Genomic DNA, 15,747 nt, shown 5'->3' on the forward strand with positions numbered 1-15,747 from the left:
CTGGCCGCTGTCGCGCCCGCGCTCGCCAGCGCCGCGCCCGCGGCCTCCTCCACCCCCTCCACCACTGAAGGCACGAAATCCATGAGCACCAATCCCCGCGTCAAGCTGCACACCAACCAAGGCGACATCGTCATCACCCTGGACGCCGCCAAGGCGCCCAAGACGGTGGCCAATTTCCTGACCTACACCAAGGAAGGCTTCTACAACGGCACGGTGTTCCATCGCGTGATCGACGGCTTCATGGTCCAGGGCGGCGGCTTCGAGCCCGGCATGAAGCAGAAGCAGACCCACGCCCCGATCGAGAACGAGGCCAACAACGGCCTGAAGAACGACAAGTACACGCTGGCCATGGCTCGCACCAGCGACCCGCACTCGGCCACCGCCCAGTTCTTCATCAACGTGTCCAACAACGACTTCCTGAACTTCACCGCCCCCACGCCCAACGGCTGGGGCTATGCCGTGTTCGGCACCGTGACCGAAGGCACCGACGTGGTCGACAAGATCAAGGGCGTGAAGACCGGCAACAAGGGCTTCCATCAGAACGTCCCGAACGAGGACGTGATCATCGAGAAGGCCGAAGTTCTTGAATAAGCTCGCGCTGACCGGCCCGGTCTGGCTGGCCTCGGATCTGCACCTGGGGCCGGCCACGCCGGCCACGTCAGAGGCCTTCCTGGCCTTTCTGCAGGCCGCGCGCGAGGAAGCGGGCGCCCTGCTGCTGCCGGGCGACATCTTCGACGCCTGGATCGGCGACGACGCGATCCGCGTCGCCCCGCCCTGGCTGGCGACGGTATTGAAGGCGCTGCGCGAGACGGCCGCCGGCATTCCGGTCTGGCTGGGCCGCGGCAACCGCGACTTCCTCATGGGCGAGGAACTCGCGGCCGCGATCGGCGCCAAGCTGCTGCCGGAACCGGCCCTGCTGGAGACGGACTACGGCACGGTACTGCTGACCCACGGCGACGAATTCTGTACGGACGACGCCCCCTATCAGCAGTTCCGCGCCATGGTGCGCGATCCGCAATGGCAGGCCGCCTTCCTGGCCAAGACCATTCCGGAACGCCTGGCCATGGCGCAGCAGGCGCGCGGCGAGAGCCAGGCCGCCAACCAGATGAAGTCGCAGGAAATCATGGACGTCAACGCCGGCGCCATCGAAGCCGTCTTCCGCGACACGGGCGTGAACCTGCTGGTGCATGGCCACACGCACCGCCCGGCCCGCCACGTGCTGGAGATCGACGGCAAGAAGCGCGAGCGCTGGGTGCTGCCCGACTGGGACTGCGACCACGCCCAGCCGCCGCGCGGCGGCTGGCTGGTGATCGATCAGGATGGCCTGACGTTCTACGACCTCGATACCGAGGACTGAAAGCGGGGCCAGCCGTCGCAAGAAAAAAGCCCGCGGGTGCGAATCCGCGGGCTTTCCTTTGCCGCCATGCCGGAATGCTACTCGGGCGATGGCGGGTCATTTCCGGGAAGGAACGTCAACCCAGCCAGATCCACGCGGCGACCACGGCGCCGAACACGATCCGGTACCAGGCGAACACGCGGTACGTGTGGTTGGCCACGAAGCGCAGCACGGCCCGCACCACCACAATGGCGCTCAGGAAGGCCGCGACGAAGCCCACCGCGATGCCGGACAGGTCGTGCTGGGTCAGCAGCCCGAAGTTCTTGTACATGTCGTACACCGCCGCGCCCAGCATGGTGGGCATGGCCAGGAAGAACGAGAACTCGGTCGCGGTCTTGCGCTGGATGCCGGCGATCATGCCGCCAATGATGGTGGCGCCCGAGCGCGAGGTGCCCGGGATCATGGCCAGGCATTGCGCCACGCCCACGCCCAGCGCCTGCTTCCAGGTGATCTGCTCCAGGCTGCGCGCGGTGGCGCGCTCGTCCGAGGCGGTGTCGTCGGCCGCGCCCGGCACGTCGCCGGGCGTGTGCCGCGTCTTGCGCTCGACCCACAGCATGATCAGGCCGCCCAGCACCAGCGTCACCACCACCACGCCCGGATGGTAGAAGACCTGCTTGATGGACTTGATGAAGATGCCGCCGATCACCGCCGCCGGCAGGAAGGCGATCAGCAGGTTGCGCGTGAAGGCGATCTCGCTGGGCACGCCGGTGAGCGTGCCGCGGATCAGCTGCAGCAGCCGCGCGCGGAACACCCACATCACGGCCAGGATGGAGCCGAGCTGGATCACCACCTCGAACACCTTGCCCTGGCTGGATTCGAAGTTGATCCAGTCGCCAATCAGGATGAGGTGGCCGGTGCTGGACACCGGGATGAACTCGGTCAGTCCTTCGACGATGCCCAGGAAGAAGGCCTTGATCAGATACAGGGTATTTTCAGTCACGATATGGGCGGGTCCAGGGTTAGTCGTTGGTCAGGGACGCTTCGTCGGACAGCGGCTCCTGGGGCTTTTTCTCGACCCGCACCAGGGCGATGCGGCGTCCGTCCATCTCCAGCACTTCGAAGCGGAAATGGTCGTGGTGGATTTCATACTCGCAGGCATCGCCCGGCTTGGGCAGATGGCCGAAGCGCGACAGCAGGTAGCCGGCCAACGTGGAGAAGTCCTGGGCCTCGTCGATCAGGCCTTCGGTTTCCAGCACCTGCTCGACATGGTGCAGGTCGGCCGCGCCATCGATCTTCCAGGTGCGCTCGCCGTCGGCCACGATGTCGGGCAGCTCGTCCTCGTCGGGGAATTCGCCGGCGATGGCCTCGAACACGTCGATCGGCGTCACCAGGCCCTCGATGGCGCCGAACTCGTCCGCCACCAGCACCAGCTGGCCGCGCGAGCGCTTGAGCGTGTCCATCAGGCGCAGGATGCCGATGGCCTCGTGCACGATGATGGGATCGCGCAGCCGGTTGCGGCGCACCCGGCCCTCGGTGATCAGGTCGGCGATCAGGTCCTTGGCGCGGCCGATGCCCAGCACCTCGTCCAGCGAGCCCCGGCACACCGGGAAGAAGCTGTGCGGCGCCTCGATCAGCTGGCCGCGGATGGTCTCGGCGTCATCGTCGATGTTGATCCACGACACGTCGGTGCGTGGCGTCATGATGGAACGAATGGAGCGCTCGGCCAGCGTCAGCACGCCGCTGACCATGTTGCGCTCCTCCACGCCGAAAGCCGGGATGGCCGGCGCGTTGGCGCTGGGCAGGTCGGGCTCGTCGGCGGGCGGACGCTTGCCCAGCATGCGCAGCACCGCGGAGGCGGTGCGCTCGCGCATGGGGCGGCGCGCATCCAGCTTGAGCAGATTGCGCCGCGCCAGCTGGTTCAGCGCCTCGATCGCGACCGAGAAGCCGATGGCGGCGTACAGATAGCCCTTGGGCACCTTGAAACCGAAGCTCTCCGCCAGCAGCGAGAAGCCGATCATCAGCAGGAAGCCCAGGCACAGCACCACCACGGTGGGGTGCGCGTTGACGAAGCGGGTCAGCGGCTTGGACGCCAGCAGCATGATGCCGATGGCGATGATGACGGCGATCATCATGATGGCCAGGTGGTCCACCATGCCGACCGCGGTGATGACCGAGTCCAGCGAGAACACCGCGTCCAGCACCACGATCTGCGTCACGATGACCCAGAAGCTGGCGTACACGCGCGGCCCCGACGAAGAGCCGTGGCCACCGCCCTCGAGCCGCTCGTGCAGCTCCATGGTGCCCTTGAACAGCAGGAAGAAGCCGCCCGCCATCAGGATCAGGTCGCGTCCGGACGGCGCCAGGGGGCCGATGGAGAACAGCGGCGTGGTCAGCGTGACCAGCCAGGACATGACGGACAACAGGCCCAGGCGCATGACCAGCGCGAGGCTCAGCCCCAGGATGCGCGCGCGGTCGCGCTGCGAAGGGGGCAGCTTGTCCGCCAGGATGGCGATGAAAATCAGGTTATCAATGCCCAGGACGATCTCAAGAACGACCAGGGTAAGCAGGCCGACCCACGCAGCGGGGTCCAGCAGCCACTCCATCAGGAGCTCCAAAAGTTACTCAGCCGACAATCGTACCTGGAAAATCCATGACACGCCGGTCATGAAAACCCCGCCCGGCAAGGCGCCGGGCCCGGACGTCAGGCCCAGTCCATCCGATTGGCGAACACCAGCAGCGCGGTCCAGGCCGTCATCTGCCACGGAGACGTCCCGGCGACGCGCGCCAGCGGCCGGGACAGGCGCAGGAGGAACCAGAAGGCGGCCAGCATCGCGGCCATGGCGACCTCGACCCGGGACGCCATGGCCGAGGCGGTAACGACCGACCGGGCCGCGAACACCGCATTCAGCGCCAAGATCTGGAACAGGACCAGCACCGCCCTCAGGCCGGCGCCCCCGCCGGAATCCGCCGGATCCGGCGCGCCCTTCCAGATCCGCCATCCGGACCTGGCGCCCTGGAACAGCAGCGACAGCACCAGCACGCTGCCCGCCATCAGCAACAGATGCTGTCCGGTGTACTCATACGGTCCGACGGACAGCTGCGACCGGTTCAGGAATTTCACCGGCCAGTCCAGCCCCTGGGCCAGGGGCCACAGGCGCATCAGCAGCATCACGCCCAGGCCGAACAGGCGCGCGCGGTTGCGCTGCGCGGCGGGAAACTCATTGGCCAGGATGGCGATGAAGACCACGTTGGCGAGGCCCACCAGGATCTCGATCATGGTCAGGCCCAGCACGCCGAACCAGGCTTGCGGTCCGCCGATCCACTCCATCGGATTCATCCACCCCATCAGCCCCTCCCGCATATGTGTGTGCGGGCCATCGTACCTGGAAAGCCTGTGCCCCGCCCGCCACGCGCAGGCCTGGCCGGCGCCGGTAGCCTACGCCGCCGCGCGTCCGTCGCGCTTGCGCGGCATCAAGCGCGCGCCTTGCGCGGGGCCGCGATTGGCCGATATCCCCACGCCGTGCAAGGGTATTGCGTCCTGCTGCGCTCGCAGGACGGCGCTTTTGACCCACCGCAAAACCGCGCCTCCAGCGCGCTCTTAGGATGCGCCTGAACAACAACGACGGATCGGGTTCAAGCATGTCTGGCAGCACCGCAGGGCGTCATGGAAGTTTCCGCATCATCCGCATGGCGATTGCGCTGTTGCTCTGTCTGACCGCGGGACTCATGCAGTCGGCGTGGGCCCAGCGCCTGCCCGATTTCCTGGGCGCCACGCCGCCGGCCGAGCTGTTCCCCGGCGCCGACCGCTATGGCCCGCCCGAAGGCAAGCCCATGGTCGCCAAGGCCTATTCGGGCGACCGCGAACTCGGGCTGGTGTACCTCACGTCCGACGTCGTCAACACGCGCGGCTACTCCAGCAAGCCCATCGACGTGCTGGTGGCGCTGACCAGCGACGGCCGCATCGCGGGCGCGAAGCTGGTCGAGCACCATGAGCCCATCGTGCTCATCGGCATCCCCCAGTCCAAGGTGGACCACTTCATCAGCGGCTATGTCGGCCTGAACTTCGTCGACACCCCGCCGCGCCACGGCGCGCCGCCGCCGGTGGACATCGTCAGCGGCGCCACGGTCACGCTGATGGTGATCGGCGACAGCATCACGCGCTCGGCCATCGCGGTGGCGCGCGCCCACGGCGTCGGCAAGGCAGCCCAGCCCGCCCAGGCGGCGACGCGCACCCAGGCGCGCACGGTTGACGAGGCGCCGGGCGAGATCCGCTCCTGGCAAGCCCTGCTCGACAACGGCGCGGTGCGCCAGCTGCGCCTGAGCGTGGCCGACGTGAATCAGGCCTTCCGCGCCTCCGGCCGCGACGACGCCGCCGTGCACGCGGAAAGCCGCGACGAGGCCGATGCCTTCATCGAGCTCTACGTCGCGCAGGTCAGCGCGCCCGCCGTCGGCCGCAGCCTGCTGGGCGAGACCGGCTGGCTGCGCCTGAAGGAACGGCTCAAGCCCGGGCAGCAGGCGGTGCTGGTGGCGGGCGGCGGCCTGTATTCGTTCAAGGGCTCCGGCTATGTGCGCGGCGGCATCTTCGACCGCGTCGAAGTCATCCAGCACGACGCCGGTTTCCGCTTCCGCGACCGCGACCACCAGCGCCTGGCGGACATCGCCGCCGAGGGCGCGCCGGCGCTGCGCGAGGTGGCGTTGTTCGTGGTGCCGCAAGACGCCCCGTTCGACCCGGTGGCGCCGTGGCGCCTGCAACTCATGGTGCAGCGCGTGCTCAGCGTCTCGGACAAGGCCTTCGTGACCTTCGACCTGGACTACGAGCTGCCGACGGCGTATACGCGTGCGGCCCCGGCCAGCGCTGGCGCTGCGGCCGGACCAGCGACCGCCACGCCTGCGTCACAGGACCCCTCGTCCGCAGGCACGGCCCAGGCGGGCGCGCCAGCGGACGAGGCCCCGCCCGAGCTGTGGCGCCAGATCTGGAACGGCAAGCCGCTGCAGATCGCCATCCTGACGGCGGCGCTGGCGGTGCTGGCGGGCATCTTCTTCTTCCAGGACCAGCTGGCCCGCCGGCCGCTGCTGCACGACCGCCTGCGGCTGGCCTTCCTGCTGTTCGCCCTGTTCTGGATCGGCTGGTACGGCCAGGCCCAGCTGTCGGTGGTGAACGTGCTGACCTTCTTCTCGGCGCTGCGCAGCGACTTCCGCTGGGACTACTTCCTGATGGATCCGCTGGTGTTCATCCTGTGGTGCGCCACGGCGGTGTCGATGGTGTTCTGGAACCGCGGCGCCTTCTGCGGCTGGCTCTGCCCATTCGGAGCCTTGCAGGAACTGCTGAACCGCGCGGCCAAGCGCCTGGGCGTGAAGCAGCTGCAGGTGCCGCACGGCGTCAACCAGCGCCTTTCCGCCCTGAAGTACATCATCTTCGTGCTGCTGTTCGGCTACGCGCTGTACGACCTGGCGCTGGCCGAGCGACTGGCCGAGATCGAGCCCTTCAAGACCGCCATCATCCTGCGCTTCGCGCGCGCCTGGCCCTTCGTGCTGTTCGCCGCGCTGCTGCTGGCCGCGGGGCTCTTCATCGAACGCTTCTATTGCCGCTACCTGTGCCCGCTGGGCGCGGCGCTGGCCATTCCCGCGCGCCTGCGCATCTTCAACTGGCTCAAGCGCTATCACGATTGCGGCAATCCCTGCCAGCGCTGCAACCACGAATGCCCGGTGCAGGCCATCGAGCCCAGCGGCGAGATCAATCCCAACGAGTGCATCCAGTGCCTGCACTGCCAGATGCTCTACCACCACGACGAGAAGTGCCCGCACCTGCTGCAACGCAAGGCACGGCGCGAACGCCGCCGCGCCCCGCCCGCCGAGGCCGCGCCGCAGGAAGTCGTGATGCGCCGCTTTCCCAATCCCGGCGACGCCGGCCAGCCTCCAGCCGGAGCCTGAGCCCGACCGTTCCGATACACGACGCGCATGCGCCGTCCTTTACCTGGAGTCACCCATGTCTGAAAGCAATGCTCCCAAGTCCGGCCTCAGTCGCCGCAGTTTCCTGGGGACCGCCGCCATCACCGGCGCCGCCGGCCTGGTGGCGGGCTCGCACCTGCCGGTCGCGCACGGCAAGGACGCCAAGCCCGCCGCCGGCGGCCAGACCTCGCACATCGGCCCCGGCGAGCTGGACGAATACTATGCCTTCAACTCCAGCGGCCAGTCGGGCGAAATCCGCGTGCTGGGCCTGCCGTCGATGCGCGAGCTGGTCCGCATTCCGGTCTTCAACCATTGCAGCGCCACCGGCTGGGGCCGCACCAACGAAAGCCGCAAGATCCTGACCGAGGGCCTGACGCCGGAGACGCGCGCCTACCTGAAGGACAAGGGCGGCGTGTTCATCAACGGCGACGCCCACCACCCGCACCTGTCCTTCACCGACCGCACCTACGACGGGCGCTATCTCTACGTCAACGACAAGGCCAACAACCGCGTCGCGCGCATCCGCCTGGACGTGATGAAGACGGACAAGATCATCGAGCTGCCCAACGTGTCGGGCGTGCACGGGCTGCGGCCGCAGCGCTATCCGCGCACCGGCTATGTCTTCGCCAACGGCGAGCACATCATCCCGCTGCCCAACGATGGCAAGGTGACCGACGATCCCAAGAAGAACTTCTTCGCCGTCTACACCGCCATCGACGGCGACACCATGAAGATCGCCTGGCAGGTGCTGGTGGACGGCAACCTGGACAACGGCGACGCCGACTACCAGGGCAAGTACTCTTTCTCCACCTGCTACAACTCCGAAAAGGGCGTGTCGGTGGAGGAAGCCTCGGCCAACGAGCAGGACTGGGTCGTGGTGTTCAACATCAAGCGCATCGAGCAGGCCATCAAGGAAGGCGACTTCAAGACCATGGGCGGCGTGCCGGTGGTGGACGGACGCCACGGCTCGAAGTACACGCGCTACATCCCGGTGCCGAACTCGCCGCACGGCTGCAACGCCGCGCCCGACGGCATCCACCTGGTGCTCAACGGCAAGCTCTCGCCCACGGTGACGGTGCTGGACGTGCGCACGCTGGACGACCTGTTCGACGACAAGATCAAGCCGCGCGACTGCGTGGTGGCCGAGCCGCAGCTGGGACTGGGCCCGCTGCACACCGCCTTCGACGGCCGTGGCAACGCCTACACCACGCTCTTCATCGACAGCCAGATGGTCAAGTGGAACATCGACCTGGCCAAGCGCGCCTTCAAGGGCGAGAAGGTCGACCCCATCATCCAGAAGCTGGACGTGCACTACCAGCCCGGCCACAACCACTCGACCATGGGCGAGACGCGCGAGGCCGACGGCAAGTGGCTGGTGTCGCTGAACAAGTTCTCGAAGGACCGCTTCCTGAACGTGGGCCCGCTCAAGCCCGAGAACGACCAGCTGATCGACATCTCCGGCGACGAGATGAAGCTGGTCCACGACGGCCCCAGCTTCGCCGAGCCGCATGACATGTGCCTGGTGCACCGCTCCAAGATCAATCCGGTCAGCATCTGGAAACGCGACGACCCCATGTGGGAAGACGCCCGCCAGATGGCCAAGAAGGACGGCGTGACGCTGGAGGACGCGGCCAAGGTGGTGCGCGACGGCAACAAGGTACGCGTCTACATGATGGCGGTCGCGCCCATGTTCAGCCTGAAGCGGTTCGAGGTGAACCAGGGCGACGAGGTCACGGTGGTGGTGACCAACATGGAAGTGATCGAGGACCTGACGCACGGCTTCACGCTGGAAGGCCACGGCATCGCCATGGAACTGGCGCCGCAGGCCACCGCCTCGGTCACCTTCACCGCCGACCGGCCGGGCGTGCACTGGTACTACTGCCAGTGGTTCTGCCACGCGCTGCACATGGAGATGTCGGGCCAGATGATCGTGCATCCCAAGAAGTCCGCGTAGGGTCCCATGCGCCAGCCCGCCCCGCCCCTGCCGCGGCGGCTGGCCGGAGCCGCCTTGTGCGCGGCCCTGGCCGGCCCGGCCGCCGCGGCCGACATTCCCATCGGCGCCGGCGCCGACCTGGCGCGCGCCGTCGCGGCGGCCGCGCCCGGCGACCGCCTGCTGCTGGCCTCCGGCCGCTACGCCGGCGGCCTCGTCATCGACAAGCCGCTCACGCTGGAAGGCCCGGCCGACCGCAGCGCCGAGATCGTCGGCACGCGCCAGGGCCGCACGCTGTGGATCACCGCGCCCGACGTGACGCTGCGCCACCTGACCGTGACCCGCTCGGGCCTGAGCCTGGCCGAGATGGACGCCGGCGTGTTCCTGGACCGGACCGCGCACCGCGCTCTGGTCGAGCGCAACGACATCCTCGACAACCTGGTGGGCGTGCACGTCTGGGGACCGGACGACGCCACCGTCCAGGGCAACCGCATCGTCGGCAACCGCGAGCTGCGCGTGGCCGAGCGCGGCAACGGCCTGACCCTGTGGAACACGCCCGGCACACGGGTGCTGGACAACGACATTTCCGCCGGCCGCGACGGCATCTTCGTCAACACCAGCAAGCGCAACCTGTTCCGCGGCAACCGCTTCCACGAACTGCGCTACGCGGTGCACTACATGTACACCAACGACAGCGAGATCAGCGGCAACGTCTCGATCGGCAACGACATCGCCTACGCCATCATGTACTCGCACCGCCTGGTCGTGAAAGACAACATCGCGCGCGGCAGCGTCGAGCAGGGCCTGATGTTCAACTACGCGAACCACTCCGTCATCACCGGCAACAGCGTGGACGGCGGCGGCAAGTGCGTGTTCATCTACAACGCCAATCACAACACCTTCCAGGAAAACCATTTCGCCAACTGCGACATCGGCGTGCATTTCACCGCCGGCTCGGACGGCAACCGCATCTCGCGCAACGCCTTCCTGCACAACCGCAACCAGGTGAAGTATGTCGGCACCCGCACGCTGGACTGGTCGGTCGACGGCCAGGGCAATTACTGGAGCGACAACACCGCCTTCGACCTGGACGGCGACGGCATCGCCGACACCGCCTACCGGCCCAACGACGTGGTCGACCAGCTGCTGTGGCGCGCCCCGTCCGCGCGCATCCTGCTCAACAGCCCCGCCGTGTCGGTGGTGCGCTGGGCCCAATCCCAATTCCCCGCGATCCTGCCGGGCGGCGTGGTGGACAGCGCGCCGCTGATGAAGCCGCCCGGCGCAAGCAACCAGGAGCTGCAATGAATTCCCCCCACGTCGCGCTGGCCGGCGTCGGCAAGCGCTACGGCGCGCACCACGCGGTGCAGGACCTGGACCTGCAACTGCGGCAAGGCGAGTGCGTGGCGCTGGCCGGCCACAACGGCGCCGGCAAGAGCACGCTGATCAAGCTGATCCTGGGCCTGATCCGCCCCAGCGCCGGCCGCGTCGCGCTGTTCGGGCACGACGCCCACAGCCCGCGCGCCGCGTCACTGCGCGCGCGCGTCGGCTACCTGCCGGAAACCGTGGCGCTGCATCCGTCCATGACCGGAGCCGAGACGCTGGCCTTCTATGCGCGGCTCAAGCGCCAGCCGCTGTCGGCCAACGCCGCGCTGCTGGAGCGGGTCGGCATCGCCGCCGCCAGCGGCCGGCGCGTCGGCGGCTATTCCAAGGGCATGCGCCAGCGCCTGGCGCTGGCGCAGGCGCTGCTGGGCGAGCCGCAAGTATTGCTGCTGGACGAACCCACCACCGGCCTGGACCCGGCCTCGCGCCAGCTGTTCTACCGCATCGTCGCCGAGCTGCGCGCGGCCGGCGCCACCATCCTGCTCAGCACGCACGCCCTGTCCGAGCTGGCCGGGCACGCCGACCGCGTCGTGGTCATGAAGGCCGGACGCAAGATCGCCGACGGCACCCTGTCCGAACTGCGCCGGCGCACCGGCCTGCCGCTGCGCATCCGCCTGACACTGGCCGGGCCTGGGTCCGGGTCTGGCTCCGGCGCGCCGCTGCCCCCGCCCTGGCGCGCGCTGGACGGCAACCGCTACGAACGCCTGTGCGCCGAGGACGAGAAGGTGGCGGCGATCCGCGCCATCGGCGCCATCGGCCAGGACATCCGGGACCTGGACATCGACGTGCCGGGCCTGGACGAGATCTACGCCCATCTGCTGGAACGGGAGGACATATGAACGCCATCCACGCCATCGCCGCCAAGGAAATCCGCGACGGCCTGCGCAACCGCTGGGTGCTGGCGACCTCGCTGCTGCTGGCCGCGCTGGCGCTGGCCCTGGGGTTGCTGGGCAGCGCCCCCACCGGCTCGGTCAAGGTCGATCCGCTGACCGTCACCGTGGTCAGCCTGTCCAGCCTGTCGATCTTCCTGGTGCCGCTGATCGCCATGCTGCTGGCCTACGACGCCATCGTCGGCGAGGCCGACCGGGGCACGCTGGCGCTGCTGCTGAGCTATCCGGTGGCGCGCTGGCAGGTCATGGCGGGCAAGTTCGCCGGCCACCTGGTCATCCTGGCGCTGGCCACCGGCGCCGGCTATGGCTTCGCCGGCCTGGCGCTGCAATGGCTGCACGGCGGCGGCCTGGACGCGGCCGCCTGGCGTCCCTTCGCCCTGCTGATCGGCGCCAGCGTGCTGCTGGGCGCCAGCTTCCTGGCGCTGGGCTACCTGGTCAGCGCGGCGGTGCGCGAGCGCGCCACGGCGGCCGGCATCGCGGTCGGCGTCTGGCTGTTCTTCGTGGTGATCTACGACATGGCGCTGCTGGGCGCGCTGGCGGCCGACCAGGGCCGCCACATCGGCCCTGGCGCGCTCAACGCGCTGCTGCTGCTCAATCCCTCGGACGTGTACCGGCTGCTGAACCTCACCGGCTTCGAGCACATCGCGATGTACGCCGGCATGGCCGGCGTGGGCGACCAGGCCAGCCTGCCGCTGCCCACGCTGGTGCTGGCGCTGCTGCTGTGGATCGCGGCGCCGCTGCTGCTGGCGGCGGCGGTATTCCGGAGCCGGCAGCTATGAAAACGCTACGGACATTGCTGGCTGCCGCCGCGGCCGCGCTGGCCCTGGCGGCCTGCGGCGACGAGACGCCCGCCGCGCCGCCCGCGCCGCAGGCCATGAGCGCCGACGCCGTCGGCCACTACTGCGGCATGGTCCTGAACGACCACGCCGGCCCGAAGGGCCAGATCTTCGTGCGCGGCCGCGCCGGTCCGGTGTGGTTCTCGTCGATCAAGCAGGTCTTCGCCTACACCATGCTGCCCGAGGAACCCAAGGGCCTGCTCGCCGTGTACGTGAACGACATGGCCACCGCCGGCGCCGACGGCGCGCCCGATCCCGCCGTGTGGATCGACGCGCGCCAGGCCTATTACGTGATCGAGGGCGGCTACATCGGCGGTATGGGCGCCGAGGACGCCATGCCGTTTTCCGACCAGGCGCGGGCGCAGGACTTCGCCCGCCGCCACGGCGGCCGCGTGGCCGCCTTCAGCGAGGTGCCCGAGCGCTACGTCTTCGCGCAATAGCGCGGTGGCGCCGCGCCCATCGCATCAACCCATCGCATCAACCCATCGCGTCAACAGGCCCTCGCATCCAGAGTCATATCGAGCCCCACATCGAGACCCGCATCATGAAGCTTCCCTCACGCCGCCGATTCATCGGCATCGCCGCCGCCAGCTCGGCGCTCGGCCTCCTGCCCTGGCGGGCGCTGGCCTCCGGCGCCCGCCCGCAAGCCGGCCTGGAACCCGTGGTCTGGCGCGGCGTCGCGCTGGGCGCGGACGCCGAGCTGCATCTGCTGCATCCGGACCGGGACGCGGCCCGGCGCCTGATCGACAGCGCGGTGGACGAGCTGCGCCGGCTGGAGACGGTATTCAGCCTGTACCGCGACGACAGCGCGCTGGCCGTGCTGAACCGCCAAGGCCATCTGAACGACCCGCCCGCCGACCTGCTGCGCCTTTTGAGCGAAAGCCGGCGGTTCAGCGTGCTGACCGGCGGCGTATTCGATCCCACCGTGCAGCCGCTGTGGCAGCTATACGCCGGGCATTTCTCGCAGCCCGGCGCCGATCCCGACGGACCGCCGCCGGCGCGCCTGCGCGAGGCGCTGGCCAAGGTGTCCCACGCCGCCGTGGTGCTCGACAGCCGCGCCATCCGCTACGCGCGGCCCGGCATGGCCGTCACGCTGAACGGCATCGCGCAGGGCTATATCACCGACCGCGTGACCGACCTGCTGCGGCGCGGCGGCCTGGACCGCGCGCTGGTGGACATGGGGGAGATCTATGCCATGGGCGAGCGCGGCGACGGGCAGCCATGGCGCGCCGGCCTGGCCGACCCGGACCATCCCGACGCGCTGGCCGGACAGGTGACGCTGCGCGACCGCGCGCTCGCCACCTCGGGCGGCTACGGCACGCCGATAGACGCGGCCGGGCGCTACACGCACCTGTTCGATCCGCGCGACGGCAACGCCCGGCCGCGCTACCGCAGCGTGTCGGTGATGGCGCCCACGGCCACGGCGGCCGACGCACTGTCGACCGCGTTCTCCCACATGCCGCTGGAGGACGCCAAAAAAATCGCGCGCAGCCTGGGGCTGCGCGCGTGGTTCACATTGCCCGACGGCGGCCGGGCCCGGCTGGGTTAGGGCCTGTCGACAGGCCCCGCCGGAATCAGATCGAGGCCGACGGATTCAGCCCGGCCAGCATCTGCGTGAAGATCTTGGGGCTGGCGGCCAGCACGTTGCCGGAATCCATCCAGCCCTGCTCGCCGTCGAAGTCGGCGACCAGGCCGCCCGCTTCCAGCACCAGCAGGCTGCCCGCGGCCACATCCCAGGGCTTCAGGCCCACGCCGCAGAAACCGTCCAGGCGGCCGCAGGCCACGTAGGCCAAGTCCAGCACCGTGGCGCCCAGGCGGCGCACGCCGGCGCTGTTCTCGGCCATCTTGCGGAAACGCGCCGAGCCCTGCTCCATGTCGCCCGAGTTGGGCCAGTGGGCGCCCAGCAGCGCGTCGTGGTAGCGGATGCGGCCCGAGACGCGCACGCGGCGGTCGTTCAGGAAGGTGCCGCCGCCACGGCTGGCGGTGAACAGTTCGTTGCGCGACGGATCATAGATGCACGCCTGCGTGACCTGGCCGCGCTGCGTCAGCGCGATCGACACCGCGTAGTTCGGCAGGCCGTGGATGAAGTTGGTGGTGCCGTCCAGCGGATCGATGATCCACTGGAACTCGGCCTGATCCGGACCCTGCAGGCCGAATTCCTCGCCCAGGACCGCGTGGTCCGGGTAAGCGGCGCGCAACGTCTCGACGATGGACTCCTCGGCGGCGCGGTCGACTTCCGTGACATAATCGCGCGGCCCCTTGCGAGCCACGTTCAGGCGTTCCAAATCCAGGCTGGCACGGTTGATGATGGTGCCGGCACGCCGGGCCGCCTTGATGGCGATGTTGAGCATCGGGTGCATAAAATTCCGTACGAATGCGGTGAGATAGGCCGTCAGCCGCCTCCCCGCCGCGCCGCTCCCACACTGGGGTAACGGCCCGAAAACATCAGGAAAGCGCCAAGCCAAACGCGCCATTTTAAATGACTCAAGAAAATTTCATCGGCGAACCGTCCCGGGACGGTAAATCGCCCTCTTCCGAAGGGGTCTCCGCGCCCCCCGAAACCGGCTCGCCGGCGGCGTTTTCCCGCGTCCGTTTCATCATGGTGAACCCCAGCCACCCCGGCAATGTCGGCTCGGCCGCCCGGGCGATCAAGACCATGGGGTTCTCGGAACTGGTGCTGGTGGCGCCCCATGTCGAGGACGTGACCCGGCACCCGGAGGCCGTGGCCCTGTCCAGCGGCGCCGCCGACGTGCTGGAGAACGCCCGCGTCTACGCCACGCTGGAAGAGGCGCTGGCCCCGGTGACGCTGGCCTTCGCGCTGACGGCGCGGGTGCGCGACCTGGGCCCCCCGCCCTGCGACATCCGCCAGGCGGCCGAGCTGGCCTGCGCGCACCTGGGACAGGCCGCCGAGGGCGTGGCGGCCATCGTGCTGGGCACCGAGAAGTCCGGGCTCACCAACGCCCAGATCGCGCTGTGCCACCGCATCTGCCACATCCCGGCCAATCCCGAGTACAGCTCGCTGAACGTGGCCCAGGCGCTGCAGCTGGCCGCCTGGGAACTGCGCTACGCGCTGCTGATCGACCAGGGCGCGACCCTGCTGCCCGTCTCGACCGCGCAGGAACCCTCGCGCGGCGCGGAACCGGCCTCCAGCGAGGCGGTGCAGGCCTTCCTGGCCCATTGGGAATCGGCGCTGGTCGAGGTGCGTTTCCTGGACCCCGCCCACCCCAAGAAGCTGATGCCGCGCATGCGGCACCTGTTTTCCCGGGCCGGCCTCACGCGCGACGAGGTCGACATGATGCGCGGCGTCTGCACCGCGATGCTGACGGACTACCGGAACAGCAGGAAAAGATAGGCAGAAAAAAGGGGACGGAAATTCCGTCCCCTGTCCGTCCAGGCCCCGCCATCCGGCGCCGGGCCTGGGCGATT

The 15,747-nt window shown here is 69.0% G+C and carries 14 protein-coding genes; 10 read left to right on the forward strand and 4 right to left on the reverse strand.

Annotation, left to right across the window (positions count from 1 at the left end; translation table 11 throughout):
• Positions 1-81: 81 nt before the first annotated feature.
• Together KDH83_RS08045 and KDH83_RS08050 are read left to right on the forward strand one after the other, a co-directional pair.
• Positions 82-591 carry a peptidylprolyl isomerase gene (locus KDH83_RS08045; protein ID WP_103276590.1) on the forward strand — a complete coding sequence of 170 codons (510 nt, stop codon included), beginning with the start codon at positions 82-84 and terminating at the stop codon, positions 589-591.
• Positions 584-1,357 (forward strand): UDP-2,3-diacylglucosamine diphosphatase, encoded by a 774-nt coding sequence (locus KDH83_RS08050; RefSeq protein ID WP_212314231.1) that lies wholly within the window; start codon positions 584-586, stop codon positions 1,355-1,357. Before KDH83_RS08045 ends, KDH83_RS08050 begins: the two co-directional genes overlap by 8 nt.
• Positions 1,358-1,472: 115 nt before the next feature.
• Here the strand turns inward: KDH83_RS08050 and KDH83_RS08055 are convergent, their stop codons facing one another.
• The 3 genes from KDH83_RS08055 to KDH83_RS08065 form a co-directional block, all read right to left on the reverse strand.
• Entirely contained in the window at positions 1,473-2,336 is an 864-nt protein-coding gene (locus KDH83_RS08055; protein ID WP_212314232.1) for an undecaprenyl-diphosphate phosphatase, read from the reverse strand.
• A gap of 19 nt (positions 2,337-2,355) precedes the next feature.
• Positions 2,356-3,939: a TerC family protein gene (locus KDH83_RS08060; RefSeq protein WP_212314233.1), complete on the reverse strand. Its 1,584-nt coding sequence runs from the start codon at positions 3,937-3,939 to the stop codon at positions 2,356-2,358.
• 98 nt (positions 3,940-4,037) lie between these two features.
• Positions 4,038-4,682: a hypothetical protein gene (locus KDH83_RS08065; protein WP_212314234.1), complete on the reverse strand. Its 645-nt coding sequence runs from the start codon at positions 4,680-4,682 to the stop codon at positions 4,038-4,040.
• Positions 4,683-4,975: 293 nt separating this feature from the next.
• Here KDH83_RS08065 and KDH83_RS08070 point away from each other — a divergent pair, with 293 nt between their 5' ends.
• The 7 genes from KDH83_RS08070 to KDH83_RS08100 all read left to right on the forward strand — a co-directional run bounded on the left by KDH83_RS08070 (position 4,976) and on the right by KDH83_RS08100 (position 13,870).
• On the forward strand, positions 4,976-7,267 hold the full coding sequence (locus KDH83_RS08070) for a 4Fe-4S binding protein (protein WP_349291608.1): 2,292 nt from the start codon (positions 4,976-4,978) through the stop codon (positions 7,265-7,267).
• Between the two features lie 55 nt (positions 7,268-7,322).
• Positions 7,323-9,239: a TAT-dependent nitrous-oxide reductase gene (gene nosZ / locus KDH83_RS08075; RefSeq protein WP_212314235.1), complete on the forward strand. Its 1,917-nt coding sequence runs from the start codon at positions 7,323-7,325 to the stop codon at positions 9,237-9,239.
• Positions 9,240-9,245: 6 nt separating this feature from the next.
• Positions 9,246-10,520: a nitrous oxide reductase family maturation protein NosD gene (locus tag KDH83_RS08080; RefSeq protein WP_212314236.1), complete on the forward strand. Its 1,275-nt coding sequence runs from the start codon at positions 9,246-9,248 to the stop codon at positions 10,518-10,520.
• Entirely contained in the window at positions 10,517-11,434 is a 918-nt protein-coding gene (locus KDH83_RS08085) for an ABC transporter ATP-binding protein (protein ID WP_212314237.1), read from the forward strand. Before KDH83_RS08080 ends, KDH83_RS08085 begins: the two co-directional genes overlap by 4 nt.
• Positions 11,431-12,264 (forward strand): ABC transporter permease subunit, encoded by an 834-nt coding sequence (locus tag KDH83_RS08090; protein WP_212314239.1) that lies wholly within the window; start codon positions 11,431-11,433, stop codon positions 12,262-12,264. The genes KDH83_RS08085 and KDH83_RS08090 overlap by 4 nt, the downstream gene beginning before the upstream one ends.
• Positions 12,261-12,761, forward strand: coding sequence for a nitrous oxide reductase accessory protein NosL (locus KDH83_RS08095; protein ID WP_212314240.1), 501 nt, complete (start codon positions 12,261-12,263; stop codon positions 12,759-12,761). The genes KDH83_RS08090 and KDH83_RS08095 overlap by 4 nt, the downstream gene beginning before the upstream one ends.
• A gap of 104 nt (positions 12,762-12,865) precedes the next feature.
• Positions 12,866-13,870 carry an FAD:protein FMN transferase gene (locus tag KDH83_RS08100; protein ID WP_212314242.1) on the forward strand — a complete coding sequence of 335 codons (1,005 nt, stop codon included), beginning with the start codon at positions 12,866-12,868 and terminating at the stop codon, positions 13,868-13,870.
• A 25-nt stretch (positions 13,871-13,895) separates the two neighbouring features.
• On the opposite strand, the gene KDH83_RS08105 is transcribed toward KDH83_RS08100, so the two are convergent.
• Entirely contained in the window at positions 13,896-14,681 is a 786-nt protein-coding gene (locus KDH83_RS08105; RefSeq protein ID WP_103275511.1) for an inositol monophosphatase family protein, read from the reverse strand.
• Between the two features lie 119 nt (positions 14,682-14,800).
• On the opposite strand from KDH83_RS08105, the gene KDH83_RS08110 reads away from it, so the two are divergent.
• Positions 14,801-15,673, forward strand: a complete 873-nt coding sequence (locus KDH83_RS08110; RefSeq protein WP_283093807.1) for an RNA methyltransferase — start codon at positions 14,801-14,803, stop codon at positions 15,671-15,673.
• The last annotated feature ends 74 nt before the right edge of the window (positions 15,674-15,747 follow it).

This window comes from Achromobacter sp. Marseille-Q0513 (genome assembly GCF_018195695.1).
GTDB lineage: Bacteria > Pseudomonadota > Gammaproteobacteria > Burkholderiales > Burkholderiaceae_B > Achromobacter.

Excerpts from the sequence above, each read along its gene's own strand:
- KDH83_RS08095 (WP_212314240.1), top strand. The coding sequence starts at position 12,261 with ATGAAAACGCTACGGACATTGCTGGCTGCCGCCGCGGCCGCGCTGGCC.
- KDH83_RS08090 (WP_212314239.1), top strand. The coding sequence starts at position 11,431 with ATGAACGCCATCCACGCCATCGCCGCCAAGGAAATCCGCGACGGCCTG.
- KDH83_RS08100 (WP_212314242.1), top strand. The coding sequence starts at position 12,866 with ATGAAGCTTCCCTCACGCCGCCGATTCATCGGCATCGCCGCCGCCAGC.
- KDH83_RS08085 (WP_212314237.1), top strand. The coding sequence starts at position 10,517 with ATGAATTCCCCCCACGTCGCGCTGGCCGGCGTCGGCAAGCGCTACGGC.
- KDH83_RS08070 (WP_349291608.1), top strand. The coding sequence starts at position 4,976 with ATGTCTGGCAGCACCGCAGGGCGTCATGGAAGTTTCCGCATCATCCGC.
- KDH83_RS08060 (WP_212314233.1), bottom strand. The coding sequence starts at position 3,939 with ATGGAGTGGCTGCTGGACCCCGCTGCGTGGGTCGGCCTGCTTACCCTG.
- KDH83_RS08080 (WP_212314236.1), top strand. The coding sequence starts at position 9,246 with ATGCGCCAGCCCGCCCCGCCCCTGCCGCGGCGGCTGGCCGGAGCCGCC.
- KDH83_RS08065 (WP_212314234.1), bottom strand. The coding sequence starts at position 4,682 with ATGGGGTGGATGAATCCGATGGAGTGGATCGGCGGACCGCAAGCCTGG.
- KDH83_RS08105 (WP_103275511.1), bottom strand. The coding sequence starts at position 14,681 with ATGCACCCGATGCTCAACATCGCCATCAAGGCGGCCCGGCGTGCCGGC.
- KDH83_RS08110 (WP_283093807.1), top strand. The coding sequence starts at position 14,801 with ATGACTCAAGAAAATTTCATCGGCGAACCGTCCCGGGACGGTAAATCG.
- nosZ (WP_212314235.1), top strand. The coding sequence starts at position 7,323 with ATGTCTGAAAGCAATGCTCCCAAGTCCGGCCTCAGTCGCCGCAGTTTC.
- KDH83_RS08045 (WP_103276590.1), top strand. The coding sequence starts at position 82 with ATGAGCACCAATCCCCGCGTCAAGCTGCACACCAACCAAGGCGACATC.